Below are 14,444 nucleotides of genomic sequence, written 5' to 3' on the forward strand. Positions count from 1 at the left end.
TCGACCGTGACAACTTCCACTGAAACAGATGAGACATCCGCATCGACCACAGTAATGGAGATTAAGCCGGATAGCCATGTGGCGAAGAAATTCCGCGTGCTCATCGCTGATGATGAACCGATCATTCGTGAGGGGATTCGAGATGCAATTGACTGGACAACTCTCGGGATGGAGGTTGTAGGTGAAGCCGAAGATGGCGAGGAAGCGCTGGAACGCGCGGCTGATCTGGGTGTGGATATTGTTCTCGTCGATATGAATATGCCATTCCTGAACGGAATCGAACTAATCCGTGCCCTTCAGCAGAAGTGCCCGGGCTGTCGTTACCTGATCATCTCGGGACATGATGAATTTGCATATGCGCAGGAGGCGGTTCGTCTTGGCGTAGAGGATTACATCTTAAAACCTGTGCAAGCAGAACAATTATATGCTGCACTTGAGCGATTGCATCAGCGACTTACTGAAGAGCACCAGAGAACGGCATATGTACAACAGGCAGCTCATCAGATTGAACGTAATATCCCGTTGCTTCGCCAGCGATTTATGCTGGAGTGGCTGGAGGGGCAGGCTGAAGGGAGGGATCTGACGGAGCAGCTTGTGTTTTTACGGCTGCCCGCCGTCCCACCTGTGCAGATCGGGATCGTACGCTGGCCTGCCGCTGAAGCTCGTCAGACGATACTGAGAGAGAATGATCGTCAGTTGTTTCTGTTTGCAGTGGAAAATATAATTAGTGAACTGCTGGGGGACGTGCCACATGTCCTGTTTCGGGACGTAAGCGGCTTGATCGGCATGTGTCTGTGGCAGGAAGCCCCTGAAGAAATAGAGTCCCTTCTGGAACAGCAGATTAGTTCTTGCCTGAATATTGCCATTCATGCTCATGTGGCGACACATGCAGGGACACTGGAAGAAACGTCGGATACGTACCGTCTTTGCCGTGAACGGGTATACGGGGAAGTGCAGTTGTCCCCTCTGGTTCGCCGGGCAAGACAACTTATTCACGAAGAATATGCCGAGCGGGAACTGACCCTGGAATCGCTCGCTTCCCGTCTACAAGTATCTGCCGTATATCTTAGCCGTGTGCTGAAGAAAGAGCTGAATGATTCCTTTGTCACACTTGTCACCCATGCTCGCATTCGCAAGGCTATACAGCTGTTGGACTCAACAACACTGCCGATCCACACCATCGCTGAGCGTGTAGGTTATGATACCCAGCATTATTTCAGCACTGCATTTAAGAAAACAATGGGCATTTCGCCTGCGCAGTATCGAAAAGACGGAGGGACGGCTTATCGTCCTTCAGTGAATCGAATGTAGTATGTAGCATATGAGGACAATCAAAAGACTTACCTCAACAGATATAACCGCAATACTTGATCATTTAGATGTGTGATGAATGAGATGGATGTGTTCTACTTCGTGTGAAGCGAAGTGGAGCATGTCCTTTTTTTTGACTGTGGAATGGTATCTCATGGATCACACTTGTACTTCAAGCGTTTCCATCAAAAGTTAAATTTTTATAAAAAAGGTTCAAAACGTGCAAAGACCTTACGGCTTCTCCAATGCTACCATTGGTCTCAGATAGGAACAGCAAGCAACAGGATGCACTACATGCATTGTAAGCGTTATCTTATAACTCATTCAGAACCGGTTGACGTGAGGAAAGGGGGAACTTCATATGAAAAAAGGAGCAATGCTCATCTGGCTTCTGGTGATGACCTTGATGCTCTCGGCCTGCAATCTGGCAGAGAGTGGGCCAGGCAGCAAGGAAAAGGGATATGTCGGTATATCAATGCCAACCAAATCATCAGAACGATGGGTGGGAGACGGGGAGAACATGGTCCGTCTGTTTCAGGAGCAGGGGTACAAAACCGATCTTCAGTATGCTGAGGATGTGGTCGAGAATCAGATTTCGCAGATTGAAAACATGATCACCAAAGGTGTGGATGTGATGGTCATCGCGTCCGTGGATGGCAACACATTAACGGATGTAATCAAGAAGGCGCATAACGAAGGGATACAAGTGATCTCGTATGATCGGCTTATTCGCAATACGCCCTATTTGACCTATTACGCCACGTTCGACAATTTTAAGGTGGGTGTGCTTCAAGCCTCCTACATCGAACAAAAGCTTGGGCTCAAGGCTGGAAAAGGACCGTATAACATGGAGCTGTTTGGTGGCTCTCCTGATGATAATAACGCCTATTTCTTCTTTGACGGTGCGATGTCTGTGCTGAAGCCGTACATCGATTCCGGCAAACTGGTGGTACGGAGCAAGCAGATGGCGATGGCCCAGATTGCAACCTTGCGCTGGGACGGTGCATTGGCCCAGTCACGGATGGATAACCTGCTGAGTGCTTATTACTCGGGTGATAATCTGGATGCAGTATTATCTCCTTATGATGGAATCAGTATTGGTATCATCTCATCCTTGAAAGGGATTGGTTACGGTACTTCGAACAAACCGCTGCCCGTTATTACAGGACAGGATGCCGAACTTGCCTCGATTAAGTCCATTGTGGCCGGGGAACAGACGCAGACGGTGTTCAAGGATACACGGAAGCTAGCGGAGAAGACGGTAGAGATGGCCAATAGTATTTTGCAAGGAAAACAGGCGGAAGTTAATGATACAACATCATATAACAACGGAATTGAGGTTGTTCCGGCGTATCTCTTGGATCCCATCTCGGTGGACCGTACAAATGTGGAGCAGGATATCGTTGGTACACAGTATTACACGAAGGAAGAAATCGGACTGAAATAATAAATGAAAGGAGCACATCCCATGGCCGGAATCATTCTGGAAATGAAAAACATCACCAAAACCTTTCCTGGCGTCAAAGCGCTGGAAAATGTCAATCTGAAAGTCCGTGAAGGCGAAATTCATTCCATATGTGGTGAAAATGGCGCAGGTAAATCTACGTTGATGAAGGTACTGAGTGGTGTATATCCACATGGCACGTATGAAGGCGACATTTTATTTCAGGGCAAAAATTGTGAGTTCAAGGATATCAAGCAGAGCGAGGATCTGGGAATCGTCATTATCCATCAGGAGTTGGCCCTGATCCCCTACCTTTCAATCGCGGAAAATATATATCTGGGCAATGAGCGTGCCAGCAGAGGAATTGTCAACTGGAAGGAAACTTTTGTAGGTACACGGGAGTTGCTCTCGAAGGTGGGACTGAGCGAAAATCCAAACACGCTGGTATCCAGCATCGGGGTAGGCAAGCAGCAACTGGTCGAAATTGCGAAAGCGCTCTCCAAAAAGGTTCGGCTGCTTATTCTGGATGAGCCAACCGCTGCGCTGAACGAGGACGACAGTGAAAATCTGCTGCAATTGATGCTGGAATTCAAGAAACAGGGCATCGCCTGTATCCTGATCTCACACAAGCTGAATGAGGTATCCAAGGTATCCGATTCGGTGACTATTTTACGGGATGGCAAGACAATTGAGACGTTGGATATGAAGAAGGAAAAAGTGACCGAGGACCGGATTATTAGCGGAATGGTAGGACGTGATCTCACCAGCCGTTATCCGGAGCGTCATGCCACCATAGGTGAAGTTATCCTTGAGGTAAAGGACTGGACGGTATATCACGAACATCATGCCGAGCGGAAAGTACTGGATCAGATCCATATGAATATCAGACGTGGTGAGATTGTAGGTATTGCCGGGCTGATGGGCGCTGGGCGTACCGAGCTTGCCATGAGTATCTTTGGCAAATCCTATGGCCGGAATATTTCGGGGCAACTCATTAAGAATGGTAAACCGATCCACAACAATACCGTCACGGAGGCCATTCAGAATGGCTTTGCTTACGTGACAGAAGACCGCAAGGAATACGGACTCATTCTGATGGATGACATCAAGCGTAATATTTCCTTAACGGGTCTGAGCAAGCTGACGCGAAACGCGGTAGTAAACGAGCGCGAAGAAGTGCTGGTAGCGGAAGAGATGAAGAAAAGCATGAATATCAAAGCACCAAGTATTTTGCAGAAGACCGGTAATCTGAGTGGAGGCAACCAGCAAAAAGTGGTGCTCAGCAAATGGATTTTTGCCGGACCAGATATTCTTATCCTGGATGAACCTACCCGCGGTATTGATGTGGGAGCGAAATTCGAAATCTATACGATTATTCATCGGCTTGCTGCTGAAGGCAAGGGTGTACTGGTAATCTCATCCGAGCTTCCGGAGGTTCTTGGCCTGTGTGACCGGATCTATGTGATGAATGCCGGGCGAATCACCGGTGAAGTCAGCCGGGAGCAAGCATCGCAGGAAACGTTGATGAGATATATGACCAAGTCTGGAGGCGGCAAGCATGGAAATGATAACAAAGCTGTTCAAAAATAATATCCGTCAATACGGCATGATTATTGCCCTGGTAGTGATTATGCTTTTGTTCGAGGTACTTACAGGCGGGCTGTTGCTTAAGCCGATTAATATTACAAATTTGATTTTGCAGAACAGTTACATTTTGGTACTGGCGATCGGAATGGTGCTGGTCATCATTACCGGGCATATTGACCTGTCTGTTGGTTCCATTGCAGCCTTTGTTGGTGCTGTTGCCGCGATTATGATGGTTGATTGGCAGCTTCCGGCTTGGCTTGCAGTCATCGCTTCTTTGCTGGTTGGCGCTTTGATCGGTGCATGGCAAGGCTTCTGGATCGCGTATGTACGGATTCCGGCATTTATCGTGACGCTGGCAGGTATGCTGCTGTTCCGCGGCTTGACGATGATTGTCCTGGAGGGGCAATCGATCTCTCCTTTTCCGGGTGGTTTCCAGAAAATAAGCTCTGGCTTCCTGGCGGACATTCAATTCTCAGGCTTCGGTCTGGTATCTATCATTGTGGGTCTTGTGCTCACCGTCTGGTACATCGTCAATGAACTGCGGGAACGCCGTTCCCAGCGAAAATATGGATTCGAGGTCGTGTCACAGGGACTGTTCTTGCTCAAGTTGATTGTGGTGGCTGTCGTGACGAATCTGTTTACGTTTGTACTCGCAAGTTATGCAGGTATTCCGAATATTCTGGTGCTGCTGTTTGTCCTGATCGTTGTGTACTCCTTCGTTATGAATCGTACTGTCATGGGACGGCATGTGTATGCGCTTGGAGGTAATGAGAAGGCCGCAGGTCTGTCCGGAGTCAAAACAAAAAAGGTAACTTTCTGGGTTTTCGTGAACATGGGTACACTTGCCGCGGTATCCGGGTTGATCTTCGCCGCACGTCTGAATGCGGCTACACCAAGAGCAGGTACCAACTTCGAGCTGGATGCCATTGCAGCCTGCTTTATCGGTGGTGCTTCCGCTTCAGGGGGCATAGGTACGGTATTTGGTGCCATCATCGGTGGTTTGGTTATGGGTGTGCTGAATAACGGGATGTCCCTGATTGGTCTCGGTATTGACTGGCAGCAGGGGATTAAGGGATTGGTACTGCTGCTCGCGGTAGCGTTTGATATCTATAATAAAAATAAAAGATCAGCGTAACACTGGATAAAATGAAAAAACAGACCTTGATCTCAGGATCAGGTCTGTTTTGCTGTATGCTCAACTCATTTACATCAAGGCATCGAGGAAACGTGTGGCGATTCCAAAATAGATAAACAGGGACAAGATATCATTCAATGTGGTGATTAACGGGCCAGAGGCAACAGCTGGGTCGACTTTGAAACGACTAAGTAGAAGCGGGATGCATGTACCGGTCAGTGTACCAATGACAAGAGTGAGGAACAGAGATACCCCAATAATCGCGCCCAGCAGCCAGTCTCCTTGCCAGAAATAAGCGATGACAGTGATCAGCAATCCACATACCAAGCCAATCATGGTGCCTACCTTGATCTCCCGACCAATCAGTGCGAGTACGGTGGCTTTGTCGAGTTTGCGTCCGATCAGTCCGCGTACCACAACAGCCAGAGACTGCGTTCCTGTGTTACCGGTCATACCGGCGATCATGGGCATGAAGAAAGCAAGTGCCACCACCTGATTCAGTGTATCCTCGAAATAATCCACGATACTTCCCGAGATTAGGCCGATGAACAGTAATAGGATGAGCCAGGGAAGTCTGCGTCTGACGGCCACGAGTGGTTTGGTATCAAAGTCGATATCCTTGCTACCGCCCCCCATCTTGGCCAAATCTTCACTGGCTTCATCCATAATAATATCGATGACATCATCCATCTGAATGATACCGCATAACCTGTGATTTTCATCCACCACCGGAAGTGCAATGAACTCATAACGCTGCAGAAGCTGTGCTGCTTCTTCCTGGTCCATATCCACCGTTGCATGGATCACCCGCCGGGTCATCAGTTCTTCAACCTGGGTCTTATCGTCAGCCAAGGCGAGGGATCGATAACTCACGACACCGACCAGTTTGCCTTCATTATCGGTTACATAGAGATAACTGGAGGCTGAAATATGCATGGTACCTTGCGATTGTCGTAAGGCTTCCTTGGCTGTCTCATGAGCGAGCAGGGTCCGATATTGATCTGTCATGATGCGTCCTGCCGTCTCCGGCGGATAATTAAGCACGGATCGGATAATGGCAGAGTGATCCAGGTTCATGTTGGACAGCAATTCTTCTCTGCGTTTGGCGGGTAAATCGTGCATGAACCGGATCAGATCACTTTTGTCCATCTGCTGCATGACTTCAAGTGTTCGTTCCGGCCCAAGTCGTTCAAACAGTTGAATCTGTTCGTGCAGCTTCAAGGTCTCGGCGAGATCCGCCAGAGCATCAGGTTTGAACAGGAGAAGAAACCGATTGGTTTCTTCTTCAGGGAACTTTTTATATACAAGTGAGAGGTCGTAGGGATGCAGTTCTTTCACCAATTTATAGAAATCGGGAAGGTTCCGGGATTGTACATGTTGCACGAGTTGTTCGGTGATCTCCTCCACAGAGAAATCTTTCTTGGTATGAGGTCCGTTCATATCGACACTCCTTTCTATTCGGTCAGCTTCATATTTTTAAACGAAATGGGTTGGGAATTAAACAAATGGAGAAAAAATGAGAGTCCCAAAATGATATTGTAATCTTGCTCAAACATTCGATATAGGCTTACAAAAAGCCGCTGCAAGGATATACTTGTTGTACAGCAACAGACAAGGAGGACATGCGCTAGTGGAAGTAGATATCAGAACACAATTGCTCAGCATGGTTGAGCTGGAATATCAGAAATTCTCGGCTGCACTTATCCCCAACATCACGAATGTACTTGGTGTAAGGTTGCCAGCCTTACGAAAAATTGCCAAGCAACTTGCCGCCGGGGACTGGCGCACGTATCTGGAAACGGCAGAGGATGAATATTTTGAAGAAGTGATGTTGCAAGCGATGGTCATTGGACATGTACAGGCAGATCTGGACGAACTGTTAAAGGTAATTGAAACATTTGTACCGAAGATTGACAACTGGTCGGTGTGTGACAGCTTCTGTGCGGGACTGAAATATACGAAGGTTCATTCGGAGCCCATGTGGGCGTTCTTGCAGCCCTATCTGAGATCAGAGCAGGAATATGAGATCCGGTTTGGTGTGGTAATGCTGTTGAATTTTTATCTGGATGAGAGATATATCGATCAGGTTCTATCCGCATTGGATCAGATTAGGCACGAGGCGTATTATGTGAAAATGGCAGTTGCTTGGGCCATCTCAATGGCTTATGTGAAACAACCTGAAGTGACCATGCGCTATCTGAAGCATAATACCTTGGACGATTTTACGTATAATAAGGCACTTCAGAAAATCACGGAGTCTTATCGCGTTGATCCGGAGAGCAAGCAGATGATCCGCAGTATGAAACGTAAGGTGAAGAAGCAGGTTACCTCCTAGTTCTAGCATTAAGCATTCCACCAGGGAGAGGGCGGTAAACGAATGAGAAAAAAGTTGATGTACACTACGATGCAGTTGGACGGTCGTCCATGGGTGCTGCTCGCTACGGAACAGGGATTGTGCCGAGTGGTCATGCCCAACGAAACACTGGAGGACTGGAATGGCTGGATACAGAAAGTTGCACCTGGCGTGGAACTGGAAGAGAACGAACCTGCTCTGAAACGGACAGGTATGATGGACTGGTTGCAGTCCTATTTTGCAGGGGAACCGATGGCTTATACAGATGCAATCCCACTGGACTTGATCGGAACGAACTTCCAGCAGGAGGTATGGAGAGAGCTAGGGCGTGTGCCTTACGGTGAAATTCGGACCTATGGTGATATAGCTGCTGCGATTGGAAGACCATCGGCTGTGCGAGCGGTTGGTGCTGCAAATGGGGCCAATCCAATTCCGGTTCTGCTACCCTGCCACCGCATTATTGGGGCTAATCGCAAGCTGACCGGGTTCCGGGGAGGTTTGGAGATGAAGCGCAGACTGCTGGATATCGAACAGATTGAAGGCGTGACCGATGGAGGGCATGCGCGGTTTCATTTTTAATGGAAGAGGGAACATAGAAGATTAAGGTGATATGGACAGGGCAGGCACTTCATTGTGCCTGTTTTTTTGCATGTATTAAGGTAGCGTAATACAAACGTTCCGCATATGGAACACCAACGTTTTACGTGTTTTTGCCCGGTGAAACCGTATGGTACCATGGATCATAGATTAACAATCAGGATCCGGGGGACGTAATGCCGGGTAAGAAAAGAGGGATGACATAATGAAGCAGGCTTATTGGTTAACAAACGTGACTGTGGAGCGGGGGTATGTTCGGGAGGGGGAACAGGTGACGGGGACACGGACAAGCCCCGCTCATCTGCGGATTGAAGATGGAGTGCTTGCGGAGATTGTGGAAGGAAACAACCCGCTGTCTAGCGATCTCCCACAAGTAGATGGCAAGGGACTTCTGCTGCTGCCTTCGTTCGAGGAGGCACATATTCATCTGGATAAAACGTACTACGATGGGCCGTGGACAGCGGTTAAACGTATCTCCAGTATTTTCGAACGTATTGAAGAAGAGAAGGTTCTGTTGCCCAAGTTGCTACCAAATGCGAAGCGTCAAGCGGAGAGTATTCTGACCTTGATCCAGGGGTACGGCTCGACTCATGTACGTAGTCATTGCAATATTGAACCCGTCAGTGGCTTGAAAAGACTGGAAGCGACGCGGCAGGCTCTGGAATCATTTACGGGCAAAATCTCTTCGGAGATCGTGGCTTTCCCGCAGCATGGACTGCTTCGCTCCCATTCAGTGGAGCTTATGGGCCAAGCGATGAAGGAAGGGGCAACACATGTGGGCGGACTTGATCCTCATACGGTGGACGAACAGATCGAGAAATCACTGAACGCCATGGTTGAACTGGCTGTTCAGCACCAGGCGGGCATAGATATTCATCTGCATGATGGCGGGCAGGCTGGCAAACAAACGCTGCTGGAGCTCGCGAATCTGACCGAAGCAGCAGGGCTTCAGGGTAAAGTTACGGTAAGTCATGCGTTCTGGTTCGCCCGCGCAGAGCAGCAGGAAGCAGAAGACATGGCGCAGCGAATGGCCTCGCTCGGGATGAGCATTGCTTCCACGGTGCCCATTGGCAGAACGATGATGCCTCTTCCCATGCTCCACCGTATGGGCGTGAATGTGAAGCTGGCCACAGACAGCCTGACGGATCATTGGTCTCCTTTTGGTAATGGGGATATGCTTGAGAAAGCGGGACGATTCGCAGAACTGTACGGATATAGTGACGAACTGTCCTTGTCTCAATCTTTGGCATGGGTAACAGGGGGTATTACACCGCTGGATTCACAAGGGGAACAAGTCTGGCCGAAGGTAGGCGACACCGCGAGTTTTGTATTGGTGCATGCGAGTTGTTCGGCGGAAGCCGTTGCACGGCGATCTGCGCGGCAGGCCGTATGGTACAAGGGGCAATTGATCAGCGGATCAACAGCGGATTGAGGAAAATAGAGCGGGTGAAGCCACGGGAAACCGTGGTTTTTTGGCATGGGAGAAAAAGAGGAAAGAACTGTTCGCATATACCACATTCTGGGTTATGATGGACGTAGTTAATGAAGGGAGTAATACAAATGAAGATTGAGTATGCAACGGAAGCTGACTACGACTATATCATTGAAAGAGATCGGCATATCCATCAGCCACTTGTGAAAACGAAGATTAGTGAGAAAGAAGTATTCATCCTATGGGACGAGGAAGAGGGATCAAGAGTTGGATGGATGAGGTACGGTTACTTTTGGGACAACCTTCCCTTCATGAATATGATCTGGATTGATGAACCCTATCGAAACGGCGGATATGGAAAAAAAGTGGTGCATCACTGGGAAAATTTAATGAAGCAACAAGGCTTCGATACGGTGATGACTTCAACACAATCAGACGAACATGCCCAACATTTCTATCGAAAGCTGGGGTATGTTGATGCAGGGGCTCTGTTGCTGGATACACAACCTCTGGAGATTATGTTAATCAAGAAAATTTAGTAAATAAGCTGCAAGGAGAGATGATTGTGGATATAGAGCAAGTGACGTTACAACCTATAACCAAAGAAAATGAACTTATGTGCATCTACCTTAAACCACGGGAAGATCAGCTGGATTTGGTCGCAAGCAATGCAGATTCATTGATTCATGCGACGAAGGAGATTACGTCCAAACCATACGGCATTTTGGCAGAGGATCAGATGGTTGGTTTTATTTTATTTGATAACGAGATCTACAATGACGGGTATTACTGGATTCTGCGCTTCATGATTGACGAGAAGTACCAGGGGAAGGGTTACGGTAAACTTGCTATTCAAGAAGTGATTCGTATGTTGCAAGAGAGAAGTGACTGCCAGCAAATCAGGGTATCCCATGTTCCGCATAACATTGCGGCAAATGCGCTGTATAAGCGTTGCGGGTTTCAAGAAACGGGTGAGTTTGAAGACAACGGTGATATCATTTTAAGTTATCAAGTGAGGTAACAGGGAGGGCAAGCTTGATGATAAGAGAGGCAGAAGCTAGGGATGCAGCGGTTATTGAAAGGCTGTATACAGAATTATTGCCGAACAACTTAAACACGAAGGTACTGGCAGAACGGATTGAAGAAGTTCGGAATAACCCAAACAGTTTCTTGTTCGTGTATGAACTGGGTGATCAGGTAATCGGAACGGCTCATTTACATATTTGTCTGGATGCTTTGGTGGAAAATAGACCATTCGGCGTAGTTGAGCGGGTTATCATTACGGAACATGTGCAGAGCAAGGGATATGGATCTGAATTGATGAAACATATAGAGCATGTATGTGAGCAGAAAAATTGTGTGAAGTTGTTTCTTACGAGCGGATCATCCAGAAACGAAGCACATCACTTTTATACGAAATTGGGGTACAACGGAGAATCCAGCAAGGCATTTAAAAAGTATTTATAACTTATAACATTCATCAAGGAAAAGGAAGTAGAAGCAAAGAAATGAAAGATAACAAACATCCAGTTCAAGATCTCCGACTCATCGTTACCTTGCTCGTGGCTACTCTTTGTTGTCTAGGTGTTGTGATGTATTTACGTGCCCAAACAGATACGAATATGTATCGATTTTTAAGTTGGGATATGTTCCTGGCATGGGTACCATTCATCATCTCATCCTGCATTAGATACATATTCAATAAGAAATTAACCACAACGTGCATGATATGTATGGGGCTGATGTGTGGAGTATGGCTCTTTTTTCTGCCCAATGCGGCCTATCTTTTTACGGAGATTCTGCATTCATTCAGATATTTTGATGCTCAAGGGGAGGTTAGATTTTGGGTTAATATTGATTTTTGGTATGGACTCACCTTGACGTTTGCCGTAGCGATCATCGGATTGCTGCTCTCGACTTGTTCGATCATTCAAATCCATGGCATGTTAAACAAATTAGTTAATAGGTACATTAGTATGATGGTTGTCGGTGTTATTTTGCTATTGAGCAGTATAGGGGTCTACATTGGTAGATTTAATCGGTGGAATTCGTGGGATGTATTATCCCGACCTGGGAAGATCTTTGTGGATCTTGTGAATGATTTTAATGCAGCGAACAGCATAATGGTTGAGTTTGTCGTCATTGTATTTACGGTTCAACTTTTTGGCTACGTTATCGTATCTTTGCTAACCGCAAGGTCTAACAGTTCATCTTCATTTGAAAGGGCAAAGGATCTGAAATTATGAAGGTGATAACGCAGGAAATCACGGAAGAATTATTGGCTGTGATGGATATGTACCAAAGAATCGCGCGGCAATTGATCGACCAACTGATATTGGAAACCGATCAGCCTGATCGGACGGAAATTCTCGAAGGTGCGTACCATTTGCTGACCAATGCGGATGTAATCTACGGAGAAGAAGAATTAACGGGAAATTGGTATTTTGATGTTCACGGCGAGCATTGTATGTTCAAGAATACAGAAACAGGGCAGACATTAGAGGTTTTCCTTGGTAGTCTTCGTATTTCGAGAATCCGTTTAAGGACATGTTGGATTTCTTCGAACGTATGGAGGCACAGCATGTGTTAATTCATGTTCACGGGGTGGCGTATAGAAAAATGATTTGATTGCTTGCCATTGAATTAAAACTGAGGAGGAATTACGTATGGGTTTAACTGAGTGGTCTACAGATATTCTTCAATATGATCTGTCGGATGAATATTCGATTCGCAAAGCTGATTTTGCCGAATGGGGATTATATTGCACGGTTTATTATGATATGCGTTATGTCGGATTTTTCAGGGAAGAAGAGTTCAGTTCTTCCAAGATCAGTGCCTACTGGATTTACAAGGGGGAAAGCAAAATAGGTGGCGTGAGAATGGAGCCTAACCGGATGTATCATTTGTTTTTTGTCCCGCCATTCCAGCAGTGCTTTGAGGTATTGAAGCTTCTGAAGCATAAATTATTACAGTGGTCGGATCGCACCAAACGCATTCTGACCTTTGAGATTCTTCCAGACCAAGTTGATCTATACGCAAGAGCTGGATTCTGGCCAGTAGAGTTCAGATGTCGCTGGATGCAGCGGCCTACAGATCATTTTGAAATCGAATGGGACAGCAGGGTAACCGTGAAGAGTCCAGAGATTATTGAAAGTGAAACCGGCAATAGAAAATATGTGAATGAAGATGAGATTGCTCAATGTGACCTGGAGAGTTTTGCAGGAAGTCTTGAAGCTACACGAAGAAAACATACCACGCTTGCAGATTTTATTCCAAATGATGACCCTAATTATACGAATGAGATTCTAACTCAGGCATCTACACTTGTATACGATAAGGAAACGGGGCAGCTTATTGCCAACTGTCGTCTTTGTCTGCAGGATAATCAGGCTGCCGTATATAGCATAGGGGTTCGGCCGGCATATAGAGGAAGAGGGCTTGCTACACTGATGTTACAGAGAGCTTTGAATGCGCTTAAGGGTCAGTATCCCGTGCTGCGATTGTATGTGATGCAAGGAAATGATGCGGAGTCCGTGTATCTGAATCTGGGCTTTATTCCGGGTGTGCAGGAGATTCAGACGATGTATATTCCTGAGGAGGAATCACAATGAAGGTTGCCATCTTAACCGATATTCATGGGAATTTTCCTGCGCTTCAAGCGGTATTGGCTGATATCGATTCCAGAGAAGACATTGAGCATACATTTTGCTTGGGGGATATGATCGGTATTGGCCCTTACTCCAATGAAGTAATCGAGATGTTGTACAGTCGTAAAAATATGATAGCGATCTCAGGGAATCACGAAGAGGCCGTATTGAGTTTGCTCCAAAATAAGGGGCCATTAGAAGGGCATAAAGGCATAGCCGAACATCACGAATGGATTGGTCAACATCTAAGTGCAGAATCGATCAAGAGAATACAAGCTCTACCGAAATTTGTTGAAAAAGAGGTAGAAGGACATCGGTTCCTTTTGACTCACTATCATATGAACAACGACAAGCTGGATGTCATCGATAAAGAACCATCCGGAACCAAATTGGATGCAATATATCAGGGGACGGCCCATGATTTGGTTTGTTTTGGTCATTATCATATTCTTCATTATTATAAGACAGATCAAAGAGTATATATGAATCCGGGCGCTTTAGGCTGTAACGATCTTGCTATTGCCAGATACGGGATCGTGGATCTCCAAGAGGGCAAACTGAATGTGAAATTCATTGGCGTTCCATATGACAATAGAGAGTATCTACAATCGTATGAACGGTTGAACGTTCCGGATCGGGCTTTTATTTTGAAGGCATTCCATGGAAATCAGTTGGAAAGAGAGGACAGTGAACGTTCGTAGCAATGTGCTGCTACTTTGGAAAGGAGAGATGTCATGGGAATGATCATTATGTTGGTGGTGTATCTGTTCCTCGGTATTTATGTTGTGAAAGTTGGAATAGATAACTCCAAAAATAGCCAGCACACCAAAGAAATATTATCAGAGTTAAGGGAGATTAAGGAACTGTTGAAAGAGCGAAGGTAAAGATTGATTAGGCTTGTGCTTCAAAATTAGCTGAGGAGCAGCATTTTCGGATGC

General features: G+C 46.6%; 16 protein-coding genes. 15 read left to right on the plus strand and 1 reads right to left on the minus strand.

The window, feature by feature from the left end; translation table 11 throughout:
- The first annotated feature begins 6 nt into the window (after nt 1-6).
- The 4 genes from J2Z28_RS11435 (at nt 7) to mmsB (ending at nt 5,477) form a co-directional block, all read left to right on the plus strand.
- Nucleotides 7-1,311 carry a response regulator gene (locus J2Z28_RS11435; RefSeq protein ID WP_415841464.1) on the plus strand — a complete coding sequence of 435 codons (1,305 nt, stop codon included), beginning with the start codon at nt 7-9 and terminating at the stop codon, nt 1,309-1,311.
- Nucleotides 1,312-1,672: 361 nt separating this feature from the next.
- Nucleotides 1,673-2,758: a multiple monosaccharide ABC transporter substrate-binding protein gene (gene chvE / locus J2Z28_RS11440; protein WP_211082577.1), complete on the plus strand. Its 1,086-nt coding sequence runs from the start codon at nt 1,673-1,675 to the stop codon at nt 2,756-2,758.
- Between the two features lie 21 nt (nt 2,759-2,779).
- Nucleotides 2,780-4,345: a multiple monosaccharide ABC transporter ATP-binding protein gene (gene mmsA / locus J2Z28_RS11445; RefSeq protein WP_017686902.1), complete on the plus strand. Its 1,566-nt coding sequence runs from the start codon at nt 2,780-2,782 to the stop codon at nt 4,343-4,345.
- Nucleotides 4,314-5,477 (plus strand): multiple monosaccharide ABC transporter permease, encoded by a 1,164-nt coding sequence (gene mmsB, locus J2Z28_RS11450; RefSeq protein WP_036674453.1) that lies wholly within the window; start codon nt 4,314-4,316, stop codon nt 5,475-5,477. The genes mmsA and mmsB overlap by 32 nt, the downstream gene beginning before the upstream one ends.
- 69 nt (nt 5,478-5,546) lie before the next feature.
- On the opposite strand, the gene mgtE is transcribed toward mmsB, so the two are convergent.
- Complete coding sequence (gene mgtE, locus J2Z28_RS11455) at nt 5,547-6,917, minus strand: magnesium transporter (protein WP_211082578.1); 1,371 nt, start codon at nt 6,915-6,917, stop codon at nt 5,547-5,549.
- Nucleotides 6,918-7,107: 190 nt separating this feature from the next.
- Between mgtE and J2Z28_RS11460 the strand changes: the two genes are divergently transcribed.
- The 11 genes from J2Z28_RS11460 (at nt 7,108) to J2Z28_RS11510 (ending at nt 14,390) form a co-directional block, all read left to right on the plus strand.
- Complete coding sequence (locus J2Z28_RS11460) at nt 7,108-7,812, plus strand: DNA alkylation repair protein (protein ID WP_211082579.1); 705 nt, start codon at nt 7,108-7,110, stop codon at nt 7,810-7,812.
- 42 nt (nt 7,813-7,854) lie between these two features.
- Complete coding sequence (locus J2Z28_RS11465) at nt 7,855-8,409, plus strand: methylated-DNA--[protein]-cysteine S-methyltransferase (protein WP_211082580.1); 555 nt, start codon at nt 7,855-7,857, stop codon at nt 8,407-8,409.
- Between the two features lie 223 nt (nt 8,410-8,632).
- Nucleotides 8,633-9,859 (plus strand): amidohydrolase, encoded by a 1,227-nt coding sequence (locus J2Z28_RS11470; RefSeq protein ID WP_211082581.1) that lies wholly within the window; start codon nt 8,633-8,635, stop codon nt 9,857-9,859.
- 128 nt (nt 9,860-9,987) lie between these two features.
- On the plus strand, nt 9,988-10,398 hold the full coding sequence (locus tag J2Z28_RS11475) for a GNAT family N-acetyltransferase (protein ID WP_211082582.1): 411 nt from the start codon (nt 9,988-9,990) through the stop codon (nt 10,396-10,398).
- 26 nt (nt 10,399-10,424) lie between these two features.
- Nucleotides 10,425-10,880, plus strand: coding sequence for a GNAT family N-acetyltransferase (locus J2Z28_RS11480; RefSeq protein WP_211082583.1), 456 nt, complete (start codon nt 10,425-10,427; stop codon nt 10,878-10,880).
- Between the two features lie 17 nt (nt 10,881-10,897).
- A complete protein-coding gene (locus J2Z28_RS11485) occupies nt 10,898-11,326 on the plus strand; it encodes a GNAT family N-acetyltransferase (RefSeq protein WP_211082584.1) in 429 nt (142 codons plus the stop codon).
- 41 nt (nt 11,327-11,367) lie between these two features.
- Nucleotides 11,368-12,105, plus strand: a complete 738-nt coding sequence (locus J2Z28_RS11490) for a DUF1361 domain-containing protein (RefSeq protein ID WP_211082585.1) — start codon at nt 11,368-11,370, stop codon at nt 12,103-12,105.
- The gene (locus J2Z28_RS11495) at nt 12,102-12,449 is read left to right on the plus strand and encodes a hypothetical protein (RefSeq protein ID WP_244988237.1); all 348 of its coding nucleotides are present in this window, start codon (nt 12,102-12,104) and stop codon (nt 12,447-12,449) included. Before J2Z28_RS11490 ends, J2Z28_RS11495 begins: the two co-directional genes overlap by 4 nt.
- Nucleotides 12,450-12,525: 76 nt before the next feature.
- A complete protein-coding gene (locus J2Z28_RS11500) occupies nt 12,526-13,470 on the plus strand; it encodes a GNAT family N-acetyltransferase (protein ID WP_211082586.1) in 945 nt (314 codons plus the stop codon).
- Nucleotides 13,467-14,207: a metallophosphoesterase family protein gene (locus J2Z28_RS11505; RefSeq protein ID WP_211082587.1), complete on the plus strand. Its 741-nt coding sequence runs from the start codon at nt 13,467-13,469 to the stop codon at nt 14,205-14,207. The genes J2Z28_RS11500 and J2Z28_RS11505 overlap by 4 nt, the downstream gene beginning before the upstream one ends.
- A 33-nt stretch (nt 14,208-14,240) precedes the next feature.
- The gene (locus J2Z28_RS11510) at nt 14,241-14,390 is read left to right on the plus strand and encodes a hypothetical protein (protein WP_165980251.1); all 150 of its coding nucleotides are present in this window, start codon (nt 14,241-14,243) and stop codon (nt 14,388-14,390) included.
- Nucleotides 14,391-14,444 lie beyond the last annotated feature (54 nt).

The organism is Paenibacillus xylanexedens, from assembly GCF_017874615.1.
Classification (GTDB): domain Bacteria; phylum Bacillota; class Bacilli; order Paenibacillales; family Paenibacillaceae; genus Paenibacillus; species Paenibacillus xylanexedens.